Source organism: Gordonia aichiensis NBRC 108223, assembly GCF_000332975.1.
Lineage (GTDB): Bacteria > Actinomycetota > Actinomycetes > Mycobacteriales > Mycobacteriaceae > Gordonia > Gordonia aichiensis.
In genome coordinates this window covers 1-25,257 of sequence record NZ_BANR01000027.1, presented here as the reverse complement: position 1 = coordinate 25,257, position 25,257 = coordinate 1, and the positions used below count along the sequence as shown (strand labels likewise).

The following is a 25,257-nucleotide window of genomic DNA, read 5'->3' as shown; positions in this document are numbered from 1 at the left end:
ACGAATCCGGGAGGCGCTCTTGGGTTCTACGTGCGAGACGTATCTATCAGGCGTTGCCCGACAGCTTCTCGCGCAGTGCGGCGAGCTGCTCGTCGCTCGCGAGCGAGCCACCGGTCGACGCCGGGGCGCTCGACGCGCTGCGGCTCTCCGACGATGCCGACGAGTAGTCGGTCGGGGCCTTCTCGGCCTCGGCTGCGGCGGCAGCGAACTTCTCGATCTGAGCGGTGTGCATCTTGTGGCGACGCTCCGCCTCGGCGTAGCGGTTCTCCCACTCTTCCCGCTGCTTCTCGTAGCCTTCGAGCCATTCGTTGGTCTCGGCGTCGAAGCCCTCGGGGAAGATGTAGTTGCCCTGCTCGTCGTAGCTGTCGGCCATGCCGTACTTCGACGGGTCGAACTCCTCGGTGTAGTCCTCGTTGGCCTGCTTGAGGCTCAGCGAGATACGACGACGCTCGAGGTCGATGTCGATGACCTTGACCATCGCGTCGTCGCCGACGGCGACAACCTGGTCCGGGACCTCGACGTGACGCTCGGCCAGCTCGGAGATGTGCACCAGACCCTCGATGCCGTCGTCGACGCGGACGAACGCACCGAACGGAACCAGCTTGGTGACCTTGCCCGGCACGATCTGACCGATCGCGTGGGTGCGGGCGAACTGACGCCACGGGTCTTCCTGAGTTGCCTTGAGCGACAACGACACACGCTCGCGGTCGAGATCGACGTCGAGGACCTCGACGGTGACCTCGTCACCGACGGTGACGACCTCGGACGGGTGATCGATGTGCTTCCAGGAGAGCTCGGAGACGTGGACCAGACCGTCGACGCCGCCGAGATCGACGAACGCACCGAAGTTGACGATCGAGGACACGACGCCCTTGCGGACCTGGCCCTTCTGGAGCTGGTGCAGGAACTCGCTGCGGACCTCGGACTGGGTCTGCTCGAGCCACGCACGACGCGACAGGACCACGTTGTTGCGGTTCTTGTCGAGTTCGATGATCTTGGCTTCGATCTCCTTGCCGATGTACGGCTGCAGATCGCGCACGCGACGCATCTCCACGAGCGATGCCGGGAGGAAGCCGCGCAGGCCGATGTCCAGGATCAGGCCGCCCTTGACGACCTCGATGACGGTGCCCTTGACGGCCTCGTCCTTTTCCTTGAGCTCCTCGATGGTGCCCCAGGCACGCTCGTACTGAGCGCGCTTCTTGGACAGGATGAGGCGGCCTTCTTTGTCCTCCTTGGTGAGAACAAGAGCCTCGACCTCGTCACCGACGTTGACGACCTCAGAGGGGTCGACGTCGTGCTTGATCGACAGTTCGCGAGAGGGGATCACGCCTTCGGTCTTGTAACCGATGTCGAGCAGAACCTCGTCCCGATCGACCTTGACGATGGTCCCTTCGACGATGTCGCCATCGTTGAAGTACTTGATCGTGGAGTCGATGGCTGCGAGGAAGTCCTCAGCCGAGCCGATGTCATTGACGGCTACTTGCGGCGAGGTGATCGTGGGGGACGACATATGTTGAGTTGCTCCGGACAGGTATGTAGTAGGTACAGTTCACATTGTTTGGACAGCGGTGTCGGCGACACAGGCGGCGATCATGCTGACCGATCTGCGTCTTCCCAGGTCACCACACTGTGATGACGTCCAGGTGAAGACAAGCTGAACTGCGCGAAAGATGCCTTCACGCGCTTTGTCCACCTTACTCTAGTGGCGTTGTGCTGGGCAAATACCACTTCTGAGCGCATCCCGCCACTTCGCATGGGCACGGTCCGGGCACCACGAACCAGGGCGTCCGCAGGTAGAGCGTTACGCGAACAGGAGCAACAGTGGCGCACTCGGTGGAATTCCTCTTCGACGACGAGTCCGAGCGCCGTCTGCGCTCACTCTGGGACGCACTCCTGGCCTCGAATCTGCCGAGCGCGGGAACAAACTCCTCGGCCACGAACAGGCCGCATGTCACGATCGCCGCGGCACAGCGCATCACATCTGCCGCGGACACGGCCATCCGCCATGTCGACGTACGACTCCCCATCCGGGTCACGGTCGGATCGCCGATCGTGTTCGGCCACGGCGACAGACTCGTCGTCGCACTGCTCGTGATACCGACCACGCACCTGCTGGCCGCCCATGCCGCGGTGGTCGACGCCCTTGTCGGTCACTCATCGGTTGTCGGTCACTCATCTGCTGTCGGTCACTCATCGGTCGGCAGCGACGAGCCCGGCGTGTTCGAGCACTCGCTGCCCGGTTCGTGGACGCCGCACGTGACCATGGCGCGGCGCGTGCACTCCGAGCAGCTCGGCGACGTCGTGAACACACTCTCTCGGCCGACCGAGGGACTCCCCGCGACCATCACCGCGATCCGACGCTGGGACAGCGACCTGCGCACCACCACCATCGTCACCTCGCACGAGGGAAGTTCGAGAGCCTAATATTCGTGGGATGTCGACGCACCTCACCGATGCCACTCCGTCGATAGCCGCACGTCTCGATCGGCTACCAGTGGTCCGCACCCACCGGATCGCCACCGCTGTGGTCGGCCTCGCACTGTTCTTCGACCTCTACGAGAACTTCCTCGCCGCAACAATCTCCTCGGTCCTCACAACCGAACTCGACCTCTCGCGCACCGAACTGAACCTCATACTCGGGTCGGCGTTCTTCGGGCAGTTCGTCGGAGCGCTGGTGATGGGACGACTGTCCGACCGCATCGGTAGGCGGCCCGCGTTCATGATCAATCTGGGGATCTACTCGGTGTTCTCGCTCATCGCCGCGTTCAGTCCCAATGCCGCCTTCCTGATCGTCATGCGCTTTCTGGCAGGTGTCGGCATCGGCGCGGAGTTCGCCCTCGCCGACTCCTATCTCGCCGATCTCCTGCCGAAAGCTGTTCGCGGACGGTTCATCTCGTGGTCATACACAGTCGCATTCATCGGCGTACCGGTTGTCGGGCTCCTCGCGCGCTGGTTGGTTCCGCTGCATCCACTCGGCTTCGAGGGGTGGCGCTGGCTGTTCTTCCTCGGCGGACTCGGCGCCTTCGCCGTCTGGATCGTGCGTCGCCGACTCCCCGAATCACCGCGCTGGCTGGAAACCCATGGCCGTCATGAGGAGGCCGACGCCGTGTGCACCGCACTCGAGAACGAAGCGCGTGCGGCCGGGCATCGACTCGCCGAACCGGACACGACGTTGGAGGTGCAGAAGGCACACCAGATGCCGTTCTCGTCCCTGTTCGGCCACCGGCTTCGTAGGCGCACCGTCATGCTCTGGTTGCTGTCGATCCTCGAGGTGTTCGGCTACTACGGATTCGGGACGCTCGCGCCGCTGATATTGGTGGCCAAGGGATTCGACGTGCTCACCTCACTCGGCTACGTCACCGCGTCGTACATCGGCTACCCGCTGGGATCGCTCCTCGCGATCCCGATAGTGGAACGCGTGGAGCGAAAGTATCTGGTGATGGGATCGGCCGCGGCGATGGCGATCCTTGGCCTGTGGTTCGGATTCGCCACCAGTCCGGTCGCCATCGTGATCTCGGGCGTCGGCTACACGATGATCAGCAATCTGTTCTCGAACGCCTATCACGTCTATCTCGCGGACTCGTATCCGACGGCCATCCGAGCAACCGGTGCCGGTGCCGCATATTCACTGTCGAAGATCACCACAGGGCTACTGCCCTTCATCCTGCTGCCTCTCCTCGATGCGAGCGGCTCCGGCGCCGTGTTCGGCGTCGTCGCCTTCGCAATGCTGCTTCTGATCATCAACGTCGGAGTTCTCGGACATCGCACGACCGGCCGATCCGCCGACGCACTGGGCTAGACACACTGCATATGCGCGGGTCCTACACTCGTCGACGTGACCGACGACCAGATCCCACGCGCGCCTCGCGTGCTCGGCGACGAGACCCCACGCGCGCCTCGCGTGCTCGGCGACATCGACTCGCGGACAAGTGATGCCGCGAGCCGGTCCTGGTGGGACTCCGAGGCCGACGAGTATCACCGCGAGCACGGCGGCTTCCTCGGTTCCGACTCCCCTGGCGGCGAGTTCGTCTGGGGCCCGGAACGGTTGCGCGAAGCCGACGTTCACCTTCTCGGCGACATCGTCGACCGCGACATCCTCGAAATCGGTTGCGGCTCAGCACCGTGTTCACGTTGGCTTGCCACGCACGGGGCTCGCCCTGTCGGACTCGATCTGTCGCACCGGATGCTCGCCCACGGCCTCGCGACCATGGCGCGATTCGACGAACCACGTGTTCCGCTCATACAGGCGACAGCCGAATCGCTCCCCTTTGCCGACGAGAGCTTCGACATCGCGTTCTCGTCGTTCGGCGCGGTCCCGTTCGTCGCCGACCCTGCCGGGGTGATGGCCGAGGCGGCGCGCGTCATCAAACCCGGCGGGCGGTGGGTCTTCTCGGTCAATCACCCCATGCGCTGGATGTTTCCCGACGACCCCGGACCTGCCGGGTTGACCGTGACCATGCCGTACTTCAGTCGAACGCCCTACTCGGAAGTCGACGCCGACGGAACTGTGACCTACGTCGAGCATCACCGGACCATCGGCGATCGTGTGCGCGAGATCCGTGCCGCGGGGCTGATTCTCGACGACATCGTCGAGCCGGAGTGGCCCGACGACCTCGACGAGGAATGGGGGCAGTGGAGCCCGCTTCGTGGGCAATACTTCCCCGGAACGGCCGTGTTCTGCTGTGTCAAACCGCGTACGACTGCTCCGAATCACCGATAGGCGCGCACAGTCGTCGTCGAGACTTCTCCCTTCCCCGAATCGCCCCGACAGACGTGAAGGAATGCACCGGAGAGCGGGATCAACCCGCTGGCCTCGGAGTGGCCTGCTTCGGAGGCCGACGAGCAGGCGACGCTCGGGTTCTGCCGCACTCTTCCGTCCCAGCCGATCCGTGTCAGAACACTCGGTGCCCCGCCTAAGGCCACTTCCGGCTCGGCCGCGTCGCGGTTACTGAAAGTCTTACCGACCGCACCGAAGGCAGCGGTCAGCAGACCGTCTTTCGCGACGAACCAACGCTGATAACCGGGATCCGCGACAAACCATCCGACCGGGCCCATGCGTGTGATGGTGATTTCCCGCAGCGACGCAACATCGATCACGTTCCAGGAATAGTGCATCTGCTCGCCGCCAAACGCGACATCGTTCGTAGGTGGGAGTACCCCGACAGCCGGGCCCGGTTGGTCGATCTGACCCACGAGGGAGCGGGAGCTGTCGTCGGCGCGCGGACCGAGCACCGTTGTACCGCTTGGAAGATCGACGACCGACACATAGGAGTCGTTGCCGAGGTGGGCGGACATGGAGAATACTGCGACCCGATCACCTGCGATACCGACGATACCGGTCTGTCCCAGGCCTTCGGCCACACGATCAGCCCCGGGGAGACTGTGCGTGCCGTCTCTCCCGGTGTCGGCGTCGAGGACAACGAGCCGGTCCCCACACGTGTAGGCGAGATGGTGCGCGGTGGTGACGAACTGCGCTGCTCGTGAATCGCTTTCGAGGAAGCAGAGATCGCTCTTGATCGACCACTCGGGGGTTCCCGATCGTGGCTCGAGCGCGGTGAGTCGGCCCGGCGACACGATGGGCACAGCGTGTCCGACTATCTGTTGCTGCCCGACCACCAAGTGTTGTCCGAGGCGTGTCCACAGTCGTTGACCGGTCTGCGCATCGAGCGCGACGAGCACGTAGGTACCGGGTGCTTGCTGCGCACCCGGCATGAATGCTCCGTTCTCCCCTACCGTCGATGAACTGGCCGACGATCCGTCGACGAGGCAACTGACGAGCACCACTGCCTCAGCCGACACCCCGGTCGAGAACATGGCTCCCTGCCCGCACGTGCCGAACTCGCTCGCGACGTCGAAGGTCCACCGCGGCGCCTTGTGTGAGGAATCGTAGGAGTCGGGGCCGTACGCCTGCACCACCCCCGCGTCCCATACGACGTAACCCGCTGCTGCGGAAACGATCTCGACATCGCCATCGAATCGCTGTGGTACCCCTGCCCGCATCCCCACTGTCGCGGGAATCGGCGCAACCGACGACTCACGTGACGCTGAGGCCGATGTCGACTGCGGTACACGGAAGACAGCGCCGATCGCACTTCCACAAGCCACTGCGATCACGACGACGAAGACGACCCCGACGGCGATGGCATCGTGGCGGACCGTGTCGCCCGAACGTCGCGACGGCGCCCACTGGGCAATCACCAGTAGCGTTGTCGCGCACACCATCACAGTCGCGATCACGACCGTGATCCGATGCCCGGAGACGCCGACGAGACGATAAAACACGTTCTCCACCGTCGACGTACCAGCCACAACGGCGAACACCAGCCACCCCACCGCGAGCACGCACAGCAGCACGGCACCGACTTTCCGCATGCGCGAGAGGCCGAGTTGCCTTGCGGTGCGATAGGAGAGGGGTACCGCACGCGAATCCGAAGACAATCGTGATCGCCGGGAGCTGGTATACCCCGCGGGTCACATACCGCACCGCACCGTCGAGCTCGACTCCCGAGCCGGCGAACCATATCGCGGCGAGCACGGCGAGCACGACCGCTGCGAGCACCGCGCCCACCGATGCGGACAACCAATACCGTCGAGCACCCACTACCCTCACACTGCCACCCGCCACTCCGCCACCGTCTCGGACATCAAGCCGGGTCGACTATACCGACGTCGTTCACGCGACGAACGACCAGCAGCGTTGCGCTACAGCAGCTTCGACAAGAAGGTCTTCGTCCGCTCATGCTGTGGGTTGGCGAGGACCTCACGCGGATCGCCCTGTTCGACGACGACCCCACCGTCCATGAACACCAACTGATCAGCGACCTCGCGGGCGAAACCCATCTCGTGCGTGACCACCAGCATGGTCATGCCGGTCGAGGCGAGCTCGCGCATCACGCCGAGCACGTCACCGACGAGTTCCGGGTCGAGTGCCGATGTCGGTTCGTCGAAGAGCATCAGCTTCGGTTCCATGGCCAGCGCCCGGGCTATGGCGACGCGCTGCTGCTGCCCGCCCGACAACTGCGCCGGATACGACGACGCCTTGTCGGCCAACCCCACTCGGTCGAGCAGGTACTCCGCACGCTTCGCGGCGTCGGCTTTGCTCTCCCGCTTCACTTGCGTCGGTGCCTCGATCACGTTCTCGAGCACCGTCCTGTGCGGAAACAGGTTGAAGTGCTGGAAGACCATGCCGATGTCGCGACGTTGTTTCGCCGCGTCCTTCGGGCTCATCTCGTAGAGCTTTCCGCCGCGCTCGCGGTATCCGATGAGATCACCGTCGACGTAGAGTCGACCGGCGTTGACCTCCTCGAGGTGATTGACACAGCGCAGGAACGTCGACTTTCCCGAACCCGACGGACCGATGATGCAGAGCACTTCACCGCGGTGCACCTCGAGCGAGATCCCCTTGAGGACCTGGGTGGTACCGAAGCTCTTACAGACGCGGTCGGCGAGCACCATCGGCCGGTCAGCGGTAGCGTCGGCTGCTTCCGTCATAGTTGTCCACCCCCGCCATGCGGGGCACCTTTCGACTCCGTCAATGTCGCCTGAGCCTTCCGCTGCTTGTTCGTCATCGCCCGTGTCGCACCCTTGGCGTAATACCGCTCGAGGTAGTACTGGCCGACCATCAGGATGCTGGTGACCACGAGGTACCAGGTCGAGGCGACCATGAGCAGCGGGATCGGCTGGAAGATCACGCCTGAGATGTCGCGGGCACGTCCGTACAGTTCGAGACTGAACGGCACGGCCGCGACGAGGCTGGTGGTCTTCAGCATGCTGATGACTTCGTTGCCGGTCGGCGGGATGATGACCCGCATCGCCTGGGGCAGCACGGTTCTGCGCATGGTCTGCGACCACGTCATGCCCAGTGCCACCGACGCCTCGGTCTGTCCCTCACCCACCGAGGAGACTCCTGCACGCACGATCTCGGCCATGTATGCGGATTCGTTGAGCGCCAATCCGATCACCGCGAAAAGAAATGCCGCGTTCAGCGATTGGATGTCGAAGTGCGCGAACTGCACCGTGAACGGGATACCGAGATCGATACGCTTGTAGATCGACGGGAACAAACCCCAGAACACCAACTGCACGTACACCGGGGTGCCGCGGAAGATCCACAGATACACCCACGACGTCGCTCGCAGTACCGGATTCGGTGACAGACGCATGATGGCGAGCAGCACGCCCAGGATGATGGCGATCACCATCGACAGCACCGTCAATGCCAGCGTGTAGCCGACGCCCGACATGATCCGGGTGTCGAACAGGTACTTGGCGTAGGTGTCCCACGCATAGGCGTCGTTGGTGGCCGCACCGTAGATGAACAGTGCGACCAGGATCAGGACGATTGCGGCCGCGATCCATTGGCCTGGGTGTTTGAGGGGTACGGCTTTGATCGGGGTCGGCTCCACTTTCGCAGAGTCGGCCCCGACCGTGCCGTCAGACGGCGTCGTCACAGGTCAGCTGACCGCGCCGTTGATGACCGACTTCTGAATGGCGCCCGCCTCGACGCCCCAGTTCTCGGCGATCTGCTTGTACTGCCCGTTGTCGATCAGATGCTGCACCGCCTGCTGAAGAGCCTGCGTCAACGACGATCCCTTCTGCACCGGGTACCCGTAGGGCTGCGAGTCGAAGACGCCACCGGCTGCTTCTAGCTTGCCGTCGGAGCGCTTGATCGCGTACGCGGTGACCGGCGAGTCCGCGGACATCGCGTCGACCTTGCCCAACACCAGGGCATTGGTTGCCTCGTCCTGGCTGTCGAACTTGACCTTCTCGATCGCGGGCTTGCCCGCATCCGTGCACGCCTTGCTCTTCGCGGGCACCTCGTCGGTGTCCTCGACCGTGGTCGACTGCACCGCGACCCGCTTACCGCACGCGTTGTTCGGGTCGATGTTGCCACCCTTCTGCTGGGCCCACTGCACACCCGCGTTGTAGTAGGTGACGAAATCGACCTGCTTCTCGCGCTCCTTACTGTCGGTGAACGACGACATCCCGACGTTGTAGGTGCCCTGCTGAATGGCCGGAATGATCTTGTCGAAGTCGGCTTCCTTCAGATCGGCCTTGAGGCCGAGTACTCCGGCCACGGCTTTCATCAGGTCGACGTCGTAGCCGACGATGTTGCCGGAGGGGTCCTTGAACTCGTTGGGCGAGTACGGCACGTTCACGCCCACGACCAGCGTTCCCGAGTTACGGATGGGCTCAGGTACGAGCGCGGCGATCGAGTCGACCTTGGTCGCCTCCACCGCCTTCGAGGAACTCGCGGCGCCTCCATTTCCGCCTTCGTCGGATTCGTTGTTCGTACACCCGGCGAGCACCATCGCCATGATGGCCACCAGTGCGGCGAACACACCGCCGAACCGCCATGATCGAGTACGAGTCGATCGCTGAATTCGCATCGAGATTCCTTCCCCCGGCGCTTCTATGAGCGCCTCGAGACAACACGCCGACACACGTCGACACCCCGTGTAACTTACTGGCTTCAACCGGATTCCACAGGATAGTTACGAAGGATTAACCCTAGTTCGACGTCGGCCGGTGCTCAGTCGGGAGTGCGCGCTGTCGCAGTCGCGACCGCGTCGCCGAACTCGCGGGTGCTCGCGGTGCCGCCGAGGTCGGCGGTGCGAATGCCCGCAGCGAGCGTCGCCTCGACAGCGTTGTCGATTCTCGATGCGCACCGAGTCAGCGCATCATCGTCGCGATGTTCTCCCCACCACCGCAACATCATCGCCGTCGACGCGAGAATGCCGACGGGATCGGCGATTCCGCGGCCGGCGATGTCTGGGGCGGCGCCGTGACTGGCCTGCGCCATGGCCTTGGTGTCCGAGCAGTTGATCGACCCGGCCGTTCCCAGCGAACCCGCGAGCTCTGCCGCGAGATCGGACAAGATGTCGCCGAACAGATTCTCGGTGACGAGGACGTCGAAGTCCGCCGGCCTACGCACCAACAGTGCTGCCATGGCGTCGACATGCTGTTCGTCGACGACGACGTCGGGATACTCCGCAGCGACCTCTCGGCACGCATCGCGGAAGAGTCCGGTGCTCAAGCGGAGCACATTTGCCTTGTGCACGATCGTGACGTGTCGCGTGCGCTGTTGCGCGAGACGGAACGCCTCTCGAGCGATCCGTCGGCTCGCGTCGCGGGTGATGACCCCGACGGCCAGCGCGACGTCGGGTGTGGGCATGAACTCACCGCTGCCCACCTCCATGTTGCGGTCGGCGTAGAGCCCCTCGGAGTTCTCACGGGCGATCACCACGTCGATGTCGGGGGCGGTGGCCGCCACACCCCGATAGGCGCGGCACGGCCGGATGTTCGCATAGAGACCGAACCTCTTGCGGATCACGGCACCTGGCGTGAGGGCGGTTCTAAATTGCTCGGGGTAGCTCGCCGAATCGTGCGGTCCGAGTATCCACACGTCGAGTGAGTCGAGTGCCGCCAACGTCGACTCAGGCATCGGCGTCCCACACTCCGCGATCGCTTGGCTGCCGAGAGGTGCACGCTCCCAATCGAATTCGATTCCTTCACTCGCTGCCGCAGCGCTCGCCACGTCGACGGCAACCGGAACGATCTCCGGCCCGATCCCGTCGCCGTCGAGAACTCCGACCGACAGACGACGCACATGACTCATCGAATGAATATTGCCAGACCGCTTGACAACCGCATGGAGTGACCCCAGCATGACTACAAACCGAATTTGATTCGGTTTGGCTTTCAACGTCGCAGGCCAACACCGTTTTCTCTGACGACGCTCCCGAAAGGCCCAGCATGAGCACTGCAGACCCCTCTCGACTCGCCGCCGCGCAGGGCAGCTCCGAATCCCCGCTTCCCGTGGGCGTCGACTCCGCACCCCCTTCGGGCATCGACCTCAAACAGGACGCGCTCGGTGCCCCGTCGATCGCATTCATGGTGATCGCGGCGGCAGCCCCACTGACGGTGATGGCCGGTGTCGCACCGTTGGCACTGGCCATCGGCGGAGTGGGTGCTCCGGTCGCCTACCTCGCCGCGGGCGTCGCGTTCGCCGTGTTCGCGGTGGCATTCATGGCCATGACCCGCGCCACCGGAGGCAAGGGCGCGTTCTACTCGTACATCACACTCGGCCTCGGCCGGGTAGCCGGCCTGGCCTCCGGTTTTCTCGCCATCGTCTCGTACAACGCGCTGCAGATCGGTGTGTACGGGCTACTCGCGGTCCAGACACAGGATGCGATCTCGCGCCTGTTCGGCGTCGACATCCCGTGGCCGGTGCTCGCACTGGTGGCAATAGCGATCGTGTGGTTCGTCGGGCGGCGTGGGATCGACGTTGGCGCAAAGTTCCTCGGCGTGCTCTTGGCGCTCGAGACCGGAATCCTCGCAGTTCTCGCAGTCGCAATCCTGGTACAGGGCGGTGCACACGGCATCGAGTTCTCGACCTTCACGCCACACGCGGTGTTCGCGCCGGGAATGGCAGGGGTCCTTGCGTTCGCGTTCGCGGCCTTCATGGGTTTCGAATCCACCGCCCTCTACCGCTCGGAGGCTCGCGACCCGGACCGCTCGATCCCACGCGCCACGTACTGGGCTGTTGGCTTCATGGCCGTGTTCTACTGCTTCATCGTCTGGGCGATCGTGCAGGCTTTCGGCGCTGCGCAGGTGCAACAGGCAGCGGGTGAGAACGTCGCCGACCTCTTCTTCTCGGCGATGACGACCTACGTGGGAACGTGGGCCACGGACGTGATGTCGCTACTCATCGTCACCAGCGCACTTGCCTCCCAGCTCGCGTTCCACAACGCCATCAACCGCTACACCTACGCCCTCGCCCGCGACGGAGCACTCCCCCGCGTTCTCGACCGCACCCATCCCGTCTACAAGTCACCATCTCGCGCGGGAAACCTCCAGACGGCGATCGCGGCCGTGGTCGTCGTCGCGTTCGGGCTGGCGGGAGCGGACCCGTACTACCAGCTGCTGCTCGTTCTCAACACACCCGGAATCGTGGGAATCATTGCACTTCAGGTGATCACGTCCCTGGCGGTGGTTGCCTACTTCGTACGCAAGAAGTTCGTCCGCACCGAACGTGTCGGCGTGGTAGCGGGCGTGTTGAGCACGGTCCTTCTAGGACTCGCGCTCGGCCTCCTCGTCGGAAACATCGGGCTGCTGACAAGCATGGGAGCCGCGGCCAATGCTGCCCTCGTCGGCAGCGTCGCCGTGGTGTTCGTCCTGGGAGTTACTGCGGCACTGTACTTCCGCTTCCGTTCGCCCCACATCTATGCCCACATCGGCGGGCTCTACGACGACCCACACGCAACCATCGAACGCTGAGAGAAGAACATGACCTATCGAGCCGATACCGTGATCCTCGCCGACACGATCCACACGATGAGCGGCGAGCAGGGCAATACCGCAGTCGCCATCTCCGACGGACGGATTTGCGCGTTGGGCGATGCAGATTCCATCTCGCCGTACCTCGGAGCGTCGACGCGTGTCGTCGACCTCGGAAGCGCAACATTGACCCCGGGACTCATCGACGGGCACATCCACCCAGTCATGGGGCTCGACATCTCGGCAGGCGTCGACCTGTCCGTGGTCGACGATCTCGACCAGCTCGTCACCACGCTGCGGAGTGCCCCGGTGATCGACGGCTGGGTGCGGGGCTGGGGCCTGGATCCGAATTCCTTTGGAGGGCTGCCGATCACCAACGACATTCTGGTGACCGCGTTGGGCCCTGACCTGCCGGCCCTGATCTATCTCTTCGACGGTCATTCGGCATTGGCGACACCCGCAGCACTGCGTCGTGCCGGGGTCGACGGTCCACGCATGTTCTCGGGAAACGCTGAGATCGTCTGCCGCGACGGCCTTCCCACGGGACATCTACTGGAGCTCGAAGCCGTCACCATCGTCTCGGCGGTGGTACCACCCGAGTCGCCCGGTCAGCGTCGGCGGCGACTGGCAGATCTGCTCACCTCGATGGCTGCGGCGGGTCTGACGTCAGCCAATGCCATGGATTTCGAGGGCGACAGCGGCGAGCTCATCAGTGCCCTCGAAGATGACATCGACCTGCCCATGCGACTGCGTTTCGCACCGTTCTGTATGCCCGGTACCGATACCGAACAACTCGATCACATCGTCGACATGCAACGTCGGGGCGGCAGACGCTGGCGTGTCGACGGTGTGAAGTTCATGGTCGACGGCACCATCGACGGTGGTACCGCGTGGCTGGAGTTCCCTGACTCCCATGGCGAGTCCGCCGCGCCGCTGTGGCCCGATCCCGAGGAGTATCGACACGCTGTCCGGTATCTGGCCCGTCGCGGCGTGCCCACGGTCACCCACGCAATTGGCGATGCCGGAATCCGTTACGCGCTCGACAGTCTCGCCGAACTTCCCGACCTGCCGTCGGGCGCGCGGCACCGCATCGAACACATCGAGACACTCCCCGACGATCTCGTCGACAGGTTCGCTCGCCAAGGCGTGGTCGCGAGTATGCAGCCGACGCACTGCACGCACTACACACGCGCCGACCACACCGACAACTGGTCGGAGCGGCTCGGTACCGAACGCGCCGACCGCGCATTCCGTACGCGCGACATCCGTGACGCAGGCGCAACCCTTGCACTGGGGTCGGATTGGCCGATCGCACCCTTCGACGCCCGGTCGATCATGGCCGACGCTCAACTGCGTCGGCGCGCGGGCCGACCCGACGATGTACCCGTCCTCGCGGGGCAAGCGCTGACCGCACGCATGGCGCTCGAGGGCTATACCAGCCACGCCGCTCGAGCCCAAGGGTCTGCAGACGCGGGAACCATTGCCGTCGGGAAGCGCGCTGATCTCACGGCTTTCGCCGTCGACCCGCTGCGCTGCCCACCTGACGAACTCATCGAGGCGCCGATAGTGCTGACAACAGTCGGCGGCGACATCGTGCATCGCGGCGATCGGGTCGACGCGTAAGGAGCCTGCACACTCCTGCGATGGCGACTCGTTAGGCTTGCGGCATGCCACGCCCGCACACTCCGATCCTCGATCCGACGACGATTGCGCGAGCAGCTCTCGACGCCCTCGACGCCAACGGATCGTTCACGATGCCGGGCGTGGCGAAACGACTCGATGTCGCGGTGTCGTCGCTCTATCACCACGTCTCTGGTCGGGAGCAGCTACTCGAGCTGATCCGTGGTGTGATCGCAGAGGAGCTTTCGGCGAACATCGAGTGGCCCACTGACTGGCGCGAGGTGGTGCGCGAATGGTTGATTGGTTACCGCAACGGTTTCGGGGCGCACCCAGAATTGGTGCGCGCGCTGACCGCCCAGACGATCCGCGCCCCCGAGGTGTTGTACGGCTACGACCAGTTGGCGCAGAAGCTGGTCGACGCCGGGTTCCCGATCGATCGGGTGCTGCACGTCATCACGTTTCTCGACACGGTCGCGCTGGGGTCTGCGCTCGACCTCGGCGCGCCGGACGAAGTGTGGTCGGCCGATGAGCTACCTCCCGACAGCGCGCTCGCGCGCGCTTTGTCCGCCGCCCCCGTAGGTCGGGTTCGCGCAGACCAGGCATTCGAGTTGGCCGTCGAGTGGGCGGTCACCAGCCTCGAAAGTGAGCTCGCACGGGTACGTAGCTGAGTGCTTCGGTGTACAGCGTGAAGCGCTCCCGACGTATCACAGACGGATCGGGTCAGTGCGCCGCGTCGTCCCACGACCGCCCGAACCCCACCGACACCTCCAGCGGCACAGACAGATCGATTGCGTTACCCATTTCCTCACGGACGACCTTCTCTGCGACGTCCCGCTCTCCCTCTGCCACTTCGACGACCAGTTCGTCGTGCACCTGCAGCAGCATGCGGGAAGCAAGGTTCTCGGCGACGAGTCGTTTGTGGACATTGATCATCGCAACCTTGATGATGTCGGCAGCCGTGCCCTGAATGGGGGCGTTGAGTGCCATCCGCTCGGCAGCCTGCCGACGCTGCCAGTTGTCGCTGTTAAGGTCGGGGAGATAGCGTCGTCGACCGAAAAGCGTTGCGGTGTACTCATTTCGACGCGCTTCGAGCACCACGTCGTGCAGATAGTCACGCACGCCACCGAACCGGTCGAAGTAGGCCTCCATCTGTTCCTTGGCCTCATCGCGACTGATCCGCAGCTGCGCTGCGAGACCGAACGCCGACAGTCCGTACGCGAGACCGTACGACATCGCCTTCACTCGATGACGCATCTCGGTGGTCACCTCGTCGATCGGTACACCGAAGGCGCGCGAACCCACGAAGTTGTGCAGGTCCTCTCCGGTGTTGAACGCCTCGATGAGGCCTGCATCACCGGACAGATGGGCCATGATGCGCATCTCGATCTGGCTGTAGTCAGCCGTCATGAGGGTTTCATACGGCTTGCCCGATCCGCCGGGACCGTTGTCGTACCCGACGACAAAGCCGTGGCGGATCTCGCGGCCCGCTTCTGTCCGGACCGGGATGTTCTGCAGATTGGGTTCCGTGGATGACAGTCGGCCCGTCGCGGCAACTGTCTGGTTGAAGGTCGTGTGGATGCGGCCGTCGTCGGCGACCGACTTCAACAGTCCGTCGACGGTGACCTTCAGCCGGGTCGCATCACGGTGCTCGAGGAGGTAGGCGAGGAAGGGGTGCTCGGTCTTCTCGTAGAGCGTCTGCAGTGCGTCGGCGTCGGTGGTGTAACCGGTCTTGGTCTTCTTCGTCTTGGGCATGTCGAGCTTGTCGAACAACACCGTCTGCAGTTGCTTGGGCGAGCCGAGGTTGATCTGCTCACCGATCACCTCGTATGCGGACTCTGCGGCGGTACGAATGCGCTCGGAGAACGTCTCCTCGAGCTGCCCGAAGTGGTCGACGTCGACCGCGATGCCCGCGGCCTCGAGATCGGCCAGCACGAACAGCAGCGGCAGCTCCATGTCGGTGAGCAGCGGCTTGGAGTCGATGCGATCGAGCTCGGTGTCGAGTGTGTCGGCCAGTTCAGCGACTGCGCGGGCCTCGAGCATCGCCTGCTCGGCGATCTTGCCCGCACCCCCATCGTCGTCGAGGAGCGAGAGCTGACCGGAGTCAGCACCGTCGTCGGCACGCAGTTCTCGTCGCAGGTAGCGCAGGGCGAGGTCGTCGAGGTTGAAGGTTCGCTGACCTGGCCGCACGAGGTAGGCGGCCAGCGCGGTGTCGCTGGAGACCCCGGCGAGCGTCCACCCGCGCGACCGGAGCGCGTGGATGGCCCACTTCGTTTCGTGTAGCGCCTTGTCGATGGCCGGGTCGGCAAACCACTCGCCGAGCGCTTTCTCGTCGTCGGGCCCCAATGCGGTCACGTCGACGTAGCCCGACGTGCCATCGGCGGCAGCGATCGCCACCCCGGTTGCGTCGGCACCGACGACCTGGTGAGGTCCGGTCACGCTGAGTCCGCTGCGGCCGGTGCGGGCGTGCGCGTCGAGCCAGTCACGCACCTGGCCCTCCCCGAGAATCGATCCATCGAGTTCGAACCCTGATTCGGCCTCCGGTTCCACCGAACTGAGCGTCGAGAACAAACGATCACGGAGCACCCGGAACTCGAGGTCGTCGAAGAGCTGATGGATCCGGTCACGATCCCAGCCGACCATGGCGAGATCGTCGGGAGCGGCCGGCAACTGCATGTCGCGCACGAGTTCGGTGAGCTGCCGATTGGTCTGTACCGACGCCAGGTGGGCGCGCAATGCGTCGCCGACCTTCCCCTTGACCTCGTCGACGTGATCGATGAGCGCGGCCAGGGAGCCGTACTCACGAATCCACTTCGACGCCGTCTTCTCCCCCACGCCCGGAATGCCGGGAAGGTTGTCGCTGGGGTCGCCGCGCAGCGCCGCATAGTCGGGGTACTGGGTGGGGGTCAAACCGTACTTCTTCTCGACCTCTTCCGGAGTGAAGCGGGTCAGCTCCGACACGCCCTTACGCGGGTAGAGGACGGTCACCGAGTCGTCGACGAGTTGAAGGGAGTCGCGGTCGCCGGTGACGACAAGCACTTTGTAGCCCTCCGCCTCGGCCTGTGTCGCGAGCGTCGCGATGATGTCGTCGGCCTCATAGCCCTCGATCGCCATGACGGGGATTCCGAGCGCGTCGAGCACCTCCTTGGTCAGGTCGACCTGGCCGTTGAACTCGTCCGGCGACTTCGACCGTTGCGCCTTGTATTCGGGGAACATCTCCGAGCGGAACGTCTTGCGCGACACGTCGAATGCCGCCGCGACGTGCGTCGGCTCCTCGTCGCGGAGCAGGTTGATCAGCATGGACGTGAATCCGTACACGGCGTTGGTGGTCTGCCCGGTCGCCGTTTTGAAGTTCTCGGCGGGCAGCGCGAAAAAAGCACGGTAAGCCAGCGAATGTCCGTCGAGCAGCATCAACGTCGGCTGACGCTTGTTCTTGCCGCCCTTGCCACTCGACCGCGACGACGTCGAAGAAGACGACGCGGTCTCGGTGGAACTCTTCACGGGTGCACTCTGCGCGGGACTCACCCTGACGAGTCTAGTGACGCCCTGCGACAGATCTCAGCCCCCGGCGGCAGCGCGGTACATCGGCCACACCGAGGGCCCTCCGTCGGGCAATCTCACCTCTGCGGTCACGACGAAACCGAAGCGTTCGTAGAGGGGGATGTTGGCTTCGTTGGAACTCTCCAGATACGCCGGCCCGGTAACTGACTCCAGCCCCGTGCGCACCAGCGTGCTGCCGACGCCGCGTCCGTGGAGCGTCGCACCGACGAAGGCGAGATACCAGTGAGGCTCCTTGGGGCGGTACTCGGCGAACATCTCCTCGATCAGTTGACCGCGGCGATAACGGCCCCCAAGCGCGGCGATGAATCGCGGCACGGCAAGAAGTTGCCGACCGCCCGAGAGTCGGAACCCTGGCGGATCCCACACAGCGGCACCCACTGCACGGTCGCCGTCGAAGCACACGTCCATCCGGCCTCGTGATCCGTGGCCGGCCGTCAGCAGCGCTCGGTACAGAGCCGCATACTTCGAGGTGTCGGGCTGCAGCCAGCGCATCACCGGGTCGTCGATGAAGGCCTCGCCGAGAATCTCGCTGACGAGTCTCTTGTCCGAGCCGGAGGTGTCGATTCGGTAGTCGGTCACGGCGTCAGGCTACGCCGAGATAGGCCTCCCTCACGGCATCGTCGACGAGTAGATCCTTGCCCGGCCCCTCTTTGAGAATCGACCCGGTCTCCAGGATGTATCCACGATCTGACCGGCTCAGTGCCTGCTGTGCGTTCTGCTCCACGAGCAGGATGGTTGTGCCCTCCGCGTTGATCTGCGCGATGATCGAGAAGATCTGCTGGATCACCATGGGCGCGAGTCCCATGGACGGCTCGTCGAGCAGTAGCAGTTTGGGCCGTGCCATCAATCCACGCCCTATCGCGAGCATCTGCTGCTCACCGCCGGACATGGTGCCGCCGTACTGTTTGCGGCGTTCCTTCAGTCGCGGGAACAGCTCGAAAACCTGATCGAGGGCTTCACCGTAAGCCGCCTTGGATTCGAATTTTCTTCCGTAGCAACCCATGTCGAGATTCTCGAGCACCGTCATCCCGGGAAAGATGTGCCTGCCCTCCGGGACCTGGATGATGCCACGCGAGACGCGTTCGTGCGGCGCCAGTTTCGTGATCGATTCCCCGTGGAAGCAGATGTCGCCCTGACTGAGTTTGAGCAGGCCCGAGATTCCGCGCATGGTAGTCGATTTGCCTGCGCCGTTGGCGCCCAGAAGGGTCACCAACTCCCCCTCGTCCACACGCAGCGAGATGCCGTGAAGTGCCTGGATGCGACCGTAGTGGATCACCACGTCGGTCATCTCCAGGACAGGAGCTTTGCTCGACGTCCCCGGTGAACTCGTCTCGCCCGAAAGCTTGTCCGTATCAGGCGATCTGGTCATCAGGGACTCCAAGGTATGCGGCGATGACGGCGGGATTCTCGCGCACCTCGCGCGGGGTACCGTCGGCGATCTTGCGGCCGAACTCGAGGACGACGATGCGGTCGGTGACACCCATCACCAGACGCATGTCGTGTTCGATCAGCAGCACCGTGTAGCCGTCCTCACGTATTTTCTGGATCAGCTCCATCAACGCCGACTTCTCGCTCGGGTTGAAGCCCGCGGCCGGTTCGTCGAGGCACAGCAGTTTGGGCTCGGTCGCCAGTGCTCGGGCGATCTCGAGTCGACGTTGATCCCCATAGGGAAGATTCGACGCCTTCTCCGCGGCGCGGGCACCGATGCCGACGAACTCAAGCAGTGCCATGCCCCGGTCGACCGCGTCACGTTCCTCGCGGTAGAGCCGCGGCGTGCGCATGATCGCACCGAACACCGAGGTCTTGTGTCGTGCGTCGGTGCCGACCGAGACGTTCTCCAGTGCTGTCATCTCACCCCAGAGGCGCACGTTCTGAAACGTGCGGGCGATGCCCTTGCGGGTGATCTTGTGCTGCGACATCTTGCCGAGCGGCGCGCCGTCGAAGGTCACCGTTCCACGCGTAGGCCGGTACACACCGGTGATCGCGTTGAAGCACGTGGTCTTGCCTGCTCCGTTGGGCCCGATCAGCCCGAGGATCTCGCCGCGCTTGATGTCGAAGGTGACGTCGTCGAGAGCGGCGAGTCCACCGAACTCGACCGTCAGCCCCTCGACCTTGAGCAGCGGCTCTCCCTCGGCGGTTGCGATGTCACGTTGCGGCGCAACGGCTTCGGCTACGGCTTCCGGATCGGCGAGTTGTGCGTCCACTGCCGCCGGATCGACGACGGCCGTCGACTCGGGATCGGCGAGCACCTCCTCGATCTGCTCCGCGTTGTCCGGGCCGGAGTCGAGTCTGCCTGCATCGACCTCGTGGGAGTCGGTCCTCGGATCTGTGTTGCCAGCAGGGTCGTCTGGTGTCCGGTGCGTCATGCGTGCGCCTCCTCACTTCCCGACGGTAGCGGGTCGGGGTTGCGTCGCACAGCGGCGTACACCTTGCGCCCGAAGGTCAGTAATCGTGCTCGAGCCGGGAACAATCCCTGCGGGCGGAAGATCATCAACACCACGAGGGCGATGCCGAAGAACAGATACTTGAATTCGCTGAGCGACTGACCGCCGACCTCGATGCCCTGCACGCGTGCCGGCAGGTAGACGATGATGAACGCGCCGGCGATCACGCCGAGCTTGTTGCCCTGACCGCCCAGAACGACGGCGCATAGGAAGAGCATCGAGTTGATGACGGTGAATGCCTTCGGGTCGACGTACTGCACCTGGCCCGCGTAGATCGCGCCTGACAGGCCGCCGATGCCCGCGCCGATCACGAAGGCCCACAGCTTGTACTTGAAGGTCGGCACACCCATGATCTCGGCGGCGTCCTCGTCCTCTCGGATGGCCACCCACGACCGGCCCACCCTACTGCGCTCGAGATTGCCGATGATGATCAGCACGAGGATCACGGCGACGATGCCCAGCCAGTACCACCACACGCCGTAGTTGGCGGTCGGGCTGTTGTTGCCCACCGAGAACACGCCGTCGGGGTGCTTGTCCGACCGACCGAGTTCGGGAAACAGAACACCCTGCAATCCTGAGGCGCCGTTGGTGATGTCGGTCAGGTTGTCGGCGAGGAGACGCACGATCTCACCGAATCCGAGCGTCACGATGGCGAGGTAGTCGCCGCGGACACGAAGAGTCGGGGTACCGAGGACCATGCCGGTGATGCCCGTGATGATGATCGCGAGCGGCACGCATGCCAGCCATGCCCACGGTCCGGAGAAGAATCCGTGGTCCTCACTGCCCCACAGTGGGCTGGCCGGACTGGTCAACAAGGCGACGACGTACGCACCGACGGCATAGAAGCCCACGTAGCCGAGGTCGAGTAGACCGGTTTGTCCAACCACCACGTTGAGTCCGATCGCGATCAGCGCTGTCATCGCGAAGGTCGCCATGACGACGCCGAAGTTGGTCGCCGTGGTAGTGATCAGAGGTGGTTTGATGACGGGCAGCAACGCCAACAGGATGATCAGTGGGACGCCGAGTAACCACTGCTGGACGCGCGGGAGACTGTCCCACCAGGTTCTGATCCGGTCGCCGAGCCCACGCGGAGGCATGGCGGGCTGTCCCGAGTGGTTGTTCTTCGCCGACTGGGCGTCATCGGATGTCGTCATACCCTCGCCTTCCCCAGCTTCTCACCGAGAATTCCGGTGGGACGGAACATGAGGACGAGGATCAGGAGCACGAACGCGACCACATCCTTCCACTGGTTACCGAACAACACCGAGCCGTAGTTCTCCATGACACCGAGCAACAAGCCGCCGAGCAGTGCGCCGCGCACGTTGCCGATACCGCCGAGGACGGCAGCGCAGAATGCTTTGATCCCGAGAATGAATCCGCCGTTGTAGACGATGTTGGTCGGTACGCGCAGCGTGTAGAGCAGAGCTGCCGCACCGGCGAGAAGTCCGCCGATGAGGAACGTCACCAGGATTATCCGCTCGCGTGACACGCCCATCAGCAACGCGGCGTCGGAATCCTGTGCCACCGACCGGATGCCGCGTCCCAGACGCGTCTTGTTGATCATGAAGTCGACGCCGAGCGCCAGGATGAGTGCCGAGCCGATGATCACCATCGTCATGTTGAAGACCGGGGCGCCGAAGATCTTGAACTCCTCGACCGGCTCGACCAGACGAATGGTGGGCTGGGCGGTCGAACCGCCCAGCGGAGGATCGACGGGAAACTTCGGCAACACGTAGTGCACGAATTCCTGTAGCACGAAGGACATTCCGATGGCGGTGATGAGGAATGCGAGGGGCTTGGCGCCGCGGCGTCTAAGCGGACGATAGGCGACGAACTCGAGACCGACGGCGGCACCGCCCGCCACGATCATTCCGCAGAGTCCGGCGAGCACGAGGTAGACGATCGTCATGACCGTGCCCTCGGCGTACGTGTTACCCGAGGGACTGAAGCCTAGAAGCAGCAAGCCGATGTAGGTGCCGAACATACCGAGCATGAACACTTCGGAATGCGCGAAGTTGATCAGGCGCAGCACGCCGTAGACGAGGGTGTAGCCGACGGCGACAAGTGCGTACACCGAGCCGTAGGTCAGCCCTTCGATCGTCAGGCCCCAGAAACCGTTGACCAGCGAGTGGACGTCGAATCCGATCGTCGACGCCACTGCGGTCGACGTCTGCGCCACCAGGTACGTGGTGGTCATTCATCCCCCTCAGACTTCGGAAAGTCGCAGCACGAGCGCGCCCGGCCGCCGTGGTGACGGCCGGGCGCTCTCTTGTTCTCGTGAATTGCAGTGGTGCTGGTGATTACTTGACTTCGTACACCCAGATGAGCGACGTGGAGAGTTCACCCTTCGGGGTCCACGAGTACTTTCGCGCCAAGCCCGGTCCGTTGTACTTGCTGATGTATTCGAGGAGCTTCGGTCGCGTGTTGTTGCCCTCTTCGATGCCCTTCATCATGATTGCCGCGATGTCGTATGCCTCGACCGAGTACACGCCGGGCGCCTGGTTGAACGCGGCCTTGTAGTCGGCAGCGAACTTGTCGGGCGCCGGGCCACACGGGCACGACAGGACGGCACCCTTGGCGGAATCGCCTGCCTGCGCGGTGAACTGGGGATCGTTCGCACCGTCTCCCGAGACGAACAGAACGTTGGAGTCGGCAGACTTCAACTGCTGCGCGAGAGGCGCGGCCTCTGCGTAGTAACCCGCGTAGAATACCGCATCCGGTTGTGCCGCAGTGACCTTGGAGATGATGGCCGAGAAGTCGCGCTCGCCCTTCTTGACGTCGCCCGAGCAGTCTGCGTCTGCTGCGGAGCCCAACGCGCCGGTGACAGCCTTCGCGAGGCCCGCACCGTAATCGGTGTCATCCTTGATGACGCAGATCTTCTTCTTGCCCATCGTTCCGGTCAGGTACTTGGCCACTGCGGGCCCCTGGATGTCGTCGTTGGCCAGACCGCGGAAGAACGTCTTCCACCCGTTGTCGGTCAACGTCGGATTGGTCGCCGACGCGGTCACCGACACCAGACCTGCCTGGTTGAAGATTCCGCCGGTTGCCTTGGTCTCACCGGAGAACGCAGGCCCGATCAGTCCGATGATCGAATCATCATTGGTGATGGTGGGCGCCACCTGGGTGGCCTTCTGAGGATCGCCCTCGGTGTCGAAGCGCTTGAGTGTGATCTTGCAGTCCGGGTTGGCTTTGTTGTGCTGATCGACGGCAAGCTGAGCGCCGTCGACGATGTTGATACCGAGCGCAGCATCCGCGCCGGTCAATGCTCCCGCCATGGCGATCGTGGCAGGGTCGCACTTCTTGTCCCCGGGCGACGCCGGGTTGAGTGCGTCTGCTTCAGATGCCTTGGGTTGTTCCTTGCCCTCCGTATTGATCTGGGCGAGAGGCGAAATAGTCAGCCCCGACCCCGCCGAAGCCGACCCACTCGATGACGAATCCGAATCAGTCGACTTACTGCTACATGCCGAAACGGCGAGCACAGCTGCCAGGGTCACCCCGAGCGCTGCGGTCGTCACGCGACGATGCATCTTCACTACCTCTCGTCCAGCCACCCGACCCCCTGTGGCCGGGAGGTCTACTGAGGAGACCTTGAGAAAACATAGACCGAGATACGAGATCGCGCGGGGCAATGAAAGAGAAATCTGCTAGTCGACGTCGACTGATTTTCACAGATTTAACGCAGCCGACTCACGAGGTCAGTCGGTGGGACCCAGCGTCTCGACGACCACCTGTGCGACGGCCTTCATCGTGGTGCGACGATCCATCGCTGCGCGCTGAATCCACTTGAACGCCTCTGGTTCTGACAACGACTGCTTCTCCATGAGCAATCCCTTGGCGCGTTCGACCAGTTTGCGCGTTTCCAACCGGTCCTGCATTGTCGCAACTTCTTTTTCAAGCATCTTCAGTTCGTGATAACGACTGACCGCCACTTCGATGGCCGGAACGAGATCTGCTTTGGAGAACGGTTTGACCAGATATGCCATCGCTCCCGCGTCGCGCGCCTTTTCGATAAAGTCACGCTGACTGAACGCGGTCAACATCACCACGGGCGCGAGTCGCTTCTCGGCGATCTCGGTGGCTGCGTCGATCCCGTCGCGCACCGGCATCTTGATGTCCATGATCACCAGATCGGGCGAGAGTTTCTCAGTGAGGTCAACGGCAGCCTGACCGTTGGGTGCTTCTCCGACGACGTCGTAGCCCTCCTCGCGCAGCATCTCGATGAGGTCCATCCGGATCAGCGAATCGTCCTCGGCGACGAGCACCTTGTGCGCAACCTGCTTGTCCTCGGCCTGGGCCAGAACGTTCTCCACCACTGTCACCAATCCCTCCTCCACGTCGAGCTGACCACAATGGTCACGACCGATCGCATCCGCCTCACGTGCGACCAGCAACAATGCTCCGAAGAGTACCGGTTGACGCGGCATCCGGCCGATCATCTACAGTTGTCTGTTGCAGCTGCTACCCGCGGCGCACGCCCTCGTAGCCCAATTGGCAGAGGCAACGGATTCAAAACCCGTCCAGTGTGAGTTCGAGTCTCACCGAGGGCACCACGAAACCCCTGTTCAGCAGGGGTTTTCTGCTTTCCCGGCATGCCGTCAGGCGGTCGTGAACGGAGTGGGCACTCTCACTGTGCCGACCACCGCCAGAGATCTGAACAACCCAACCTCGTCTGATCAGTCTCGTGCGTACCGCGTCAGCATCTCGGCCAGTTCGTCGAGCGAGTACAGCCGCACATCGGCGACGCTCACCTGCGGCCTGTTCCCGTGAATGTGGCCCCACGGGCCGCGCCGCAGGAACGCCGTACGCAGACCCGCGGCATCTGCAGGCACGATGTCATTGTCGAGTCGATCACCGACGTACAACACCTCAGCCGGCGCAGCACCCGACGCCTGCACGACCCGCTCGAAGAACTCCGGCGAGGGCTTCGCCACCTGCCACCCGGCAGACGACGCCACGAAGTCGGCATCGACGCCGAGTGAGCGCAGACCAGCGACCGCCCCGGCCGGCTGATTGCCCGCGATACCAACGACGAACCCAGCAGCCCGCGCCGCCCGCAGACAGCCGACGGCGTCGGGATAGAGGTCGACGGAGGTAATGGGGGGCGTCGAAGGCGGAACAGCCATCCCGAGCTGCTGCCAGATCTGGCGATGGTCCTCGTCGCGTTCGATCAATGCACCGAGCATGCCCATCAGCGTGAACGGCGTAGTCCCCGCGTCGAGTGCGCGCTCGGCCCACATGCGCGATTCGTCGACCAACGTCTCACCGACGTCGAACACAACGGCACGCAAGCCAGCGGGCAGTCGCTCATCCACCCGTCGGCACGTCAAGCCGAAGTCCTCGCTGCCAGGGTCAGGAT

The 25,257-nt window shown here is 63.9% G+C and carries 21 protein-coding genes and 1 tRNA gene; 7 read left to right on the top strand and 15 right to left on the bottom strand.

Features of this window, described 5'->3' with window-relative positions:
- Positions 1 to 46: 46 nt before the first annotated feature.
- Positions 47 to 1,510 carry a 30S ribosomal protein S1 gene (gene rpsA, locus GOACH_RS19715; protein WP_005178674.1) on the bottom strand — a complete coding sequence of 488 codons (1,464 nt, stop codon included), beginning with the start codon at positions 1,508 to 1,510 and terminating at the stop codon, positions 47 to 49.
- A gap of 311 nt (positions 1,511 to 1,821) precedes the next feature.
- Here rpsA and GOACH_RS19710 point away from each other — a divergent pair, with 311 nt between their 5' ends.
- Genes GOACH_RS19710 through GOACH_RS19700 form a run of 3 tightly spaced genes read left to right on the top strand, consistent with a single transcriptional unit; the run spans position 1,822 to position 4,720 of the window.
- A complete protein-coding gene (locus tag GOACH_RS19710; RefSeq protein WP_005178671.1) occupies positions 1,822 to 2,424 on the top strand; it encodes a 2'-5' RNA ligase family protein in 603 nt (200 codons plus the stop codon).
- Positions 2,425 to 2,434: 10 nt separating this feature from the next.
- A complete protein-coding gene (locus tag GOACH_RS19705) occupies positions 2,435 to 3,799 on the top strand; it encodes an MFS transporter (protein WP_005178668.1) in 1,365 nt (454 codons plus the stop codon).
- Between the two features lie 36 nt (positions 3,800 to 3,835).
- Positions 3,836 to 4,720, top strand: coding sequence for a class I SAM-dependent methyltransferase (locus tag GOACH_RS19700; protein WP_005178665.1), 885 nt, complete (start codon positions 3,836 to 3,838; stop codon positions 4,718 to 4,720).
- Here the strand turns inward: GOACH_RS19700 and GOACH_RS19695 are convergent.
- The 5 genes from GOACH_RS19695 to GOACH_RS19675 form a co-directional block, all read right to left on the bottom strand.
- Complete coding sequence (locus GOACH_RS19695; RefSeq protein ID WP_157227868.1) at positions 4,711 to 6,372, bottom strand: PQQ-binding-like beta-propeller repeat protein; 1,662 nt, start codon at positions 6,370 to 6,372, stop codon at positions 4,711 to 4,713. The genes GOACH_RS19700 and GOACH_RS19695 overlap by 10 nt on opposite strands.
- 330 nt (positions 6,373 to 6,702) lie before the next feature.
- Positions 6,703 to 7,491, bottom strand: coding sequence for an amino acid ABC transporter ATP-binding protein (locus tag GOACH_RS19690; protein ID WP_005178659.1), 789 nt, complete (start codon positions 7,489 to 7,491; stop codon positions 6,703 to 6,705).
- Complete coding sequence (locus tag GOACH_RS19685; protein ID WP_005178657.1) at positions 7,488 to 8,450, bottom strand: amino acid ABC transporter permease; 963 nt, start codon at positions 8,448 to 8,450, stop codon at positions 7,488 to 7,490. The genes GOACH_RS19690 and GOACH_RS19685 overlap by 4 nt, the downstream gene beginning before the upstream one ends.
- A 3-nt stretch (positions 8,451 to 8,453) precedes the next feature.
- Positions 8,454 to 9,389, bottom strand: coding sequence for an ABC transporter substrate-binding protein (locus GOACH_RS19680; protein ID WP_040519219.1), 936 nt, complete (start codon positions 9,387 to 9,389; stop codon positions 8,454 to 8,456).
- Between the two features lie 143 nt (positions 9,390 to 9,532).
- Positions 9,533 to 10,618 (bottom strand): isocitrate/isopropylmalate dehydrogenase family protein, encoded by a 1,086-nt coding sequence (locus GOACH_RS19675; RefSeq protein ID WP_085950635.1) that lies wholly within the window; start codon positions 10,616 to 10,618, stop codon positions 9,533 to 9,535.
- 137 nt (positions 10,619 to 10,755) lie between these two features.
- Here GOACH_RS19675 and GOACH_RS19670 point away from each other — a divergent pair, with 137 nt between their 5' ends.
- From GOACH_RS19670 to GOACH_RS19660, 3 genes are read left to right on the top strand one after another with little or no spacing between them, the layout of a single operon-like run.
- Complete coding sequence (locus tag GOACH_RS19670) at positions 10,756 to 12,279, top strand: APC family permease (protein ID WP_005178654.1); 1,524 nt, start codon at positions 10,756 to 10,758, stop codon at positions 12,277 to 12,279.
- A 9-nt stretch (positions 12,280 to 12,288) separates the two neighbouring features.
- Positions 12,289 to 13,902, top strand: coding sequence for an amidohydrolase (locus tag GOACH_RS19665; protein ID WP_005178652.1), 1,614 nt, complete (start codon positions 12,289 to 12,291; stop codon positions 13,900 to 13,902).
- Between the two features lie 44 nt (positions 13,903 to 13,946).
- Positions 13,947 to 14,567, top strand: a complete 621-nt coding sequence (locus GOACH_RS19660) for a TetR/AcrR family transcriptional regulator (RefSeq protein ID WP_005178650.1) — start codon at positions 13,947 to 13,949, stop codon at positions 14,565 to 14,567.
- 52 nt (positions 14,568 to 14,619) lie between these two features.
- Here the strand turns inward: GOACH_RS19660 and polA are convergent, their stop codons facing one another.
- The 8 genes from polA to GOACH_RS19620 form a co-directional block, all read right to left on the bottom strand.
- Complete coding sequence (polA, locus tag GOACH_RS19655) at positions 14,620 to 17,421, bottom strand: DNA polymerase I (RefSeq protein ID WP_005178648.1); 2,802 nt, start codon at positions 17,419 to 17,421, stop codon at positions 14,620 to 14,622.
- 33 nt (positions 17,422 to 17,454) lie between these two features.
- Positions 17,455 to 18,036 (bottom strand): GNAT family N-acetyltransferase, encoded by a 582-nt coding sequence (locus GOACH_RS19650; protein WP_005178647.1) that lies wholly within the window; start codon positions 18,034 to 18,036, stop codon positions 17,455 to 17,457.
- 4 nt (positions 18,037 to 18,040) lie between these two features.
- Positions 18,041 to 18,826, bottom strand: a complete 786-nt coding sequence (locus GOACH_RS19645; protein ID WP_052004078.1) for an ABC transporter ATP-binding protein — start codon at positions 18,824 to 18,826, stop codon at positions 18,041 to 18,043.
- The gene (locus GOACH_RS19640) at positions 18,810 to 19,823 is read right to left on the bottom strand and encodes an ABC transporter ATP-binding protein (protein WP_005178644.1); all 1,014 of its coding nucleotides are present in this window, start codon (positions 19,821 to 19,823) and stop codon (positions 18,810 to 18,812) included. Before GOACH_RS19640 ends, GOACH_RS19645 begins: the two co-directional genes overlap by 17 nt.
- A complete protein-coding gene (locus GOACH_RS19635; RefSeq protein ID WP_005178639.1) occupies positions 19,820 to 21,055 on the bottom strand; it encodes a branched-chain amino acid ABC transporter permease in 1,236 nt (411 codons plus the stop codon). The genes GOACH_RS19640 and GOACH_RS19635 overlap by 4 nt, the downstream gene beginning before the upstream one ends.
- Positions 21,052 to 22,098 carry a branched-chain amino acid ABC transporter permease gene (locus tag GOACH_RS19630; RefSeq protein ID WP_005178637.1) on the bottom strand — a complete coding sequence of 349 codons (1,047 nt, stop codon included), beginning with the start codon at positions 22,096 to 22,098 and terminating at the stop codon, positions 21,052 to 21,054. Before GOACH_RS19630 ends, GOACH_RS19635 begins: the two co-directional genes overlap by 4 nt.
- Before the next feature lie 103 nt (positions 22,099 to 22,201).
- On the bottom strand, positions 22,202 to 23,428 hold the full coding sequence (locus GOACH_RS19625; RefSeq protein WP_005178636.1) for a branched-chain amino acid ABC transporter substrate-binding protein: 1,227 nt from the start codon (positions 23,426 to 23,428) through the stop codon (positions 22,202 to 22,204).
- A gap of 168 nt (positions 23,429 to 23,596) precedes the next feature.
- Positions 23,597 to 24,220, bottom strand: coding sequence for an ANTAR domain-containing response regulator (locus GOACH_RS19620; RefSeq protein ID WP_085950634.1), 624 nt, complete (start codon positions 24,218 to 24,220; stop codon positions 23,597 to 23,599).
- A gap of 154 nt (positions 24,221 to 24,374) precedes the next feature.
- Between GOACH_RS19620 and GOACH_RS19615 the strand changes: the two genes are divergently transcribed.
- A tRNA-Leu gene (locus tag GOACH_RS19615) sits at positions 24,375 to 24,451 on the top strand.
- Between the two features lie 123 nt (positions 24,452 to 24,574).
- Here the strand turns inward: GOACH_RS19615 and GOACH_RS19610 are convergent.
- Positions 24,575 to 25,257, bottom strand: a 683-nt coding sequence (locus GOACH_RS19610) for an HAD family hydrolase (protein WP_306302298.1), incomplete at its 5' end; no start/stop codon positions are given.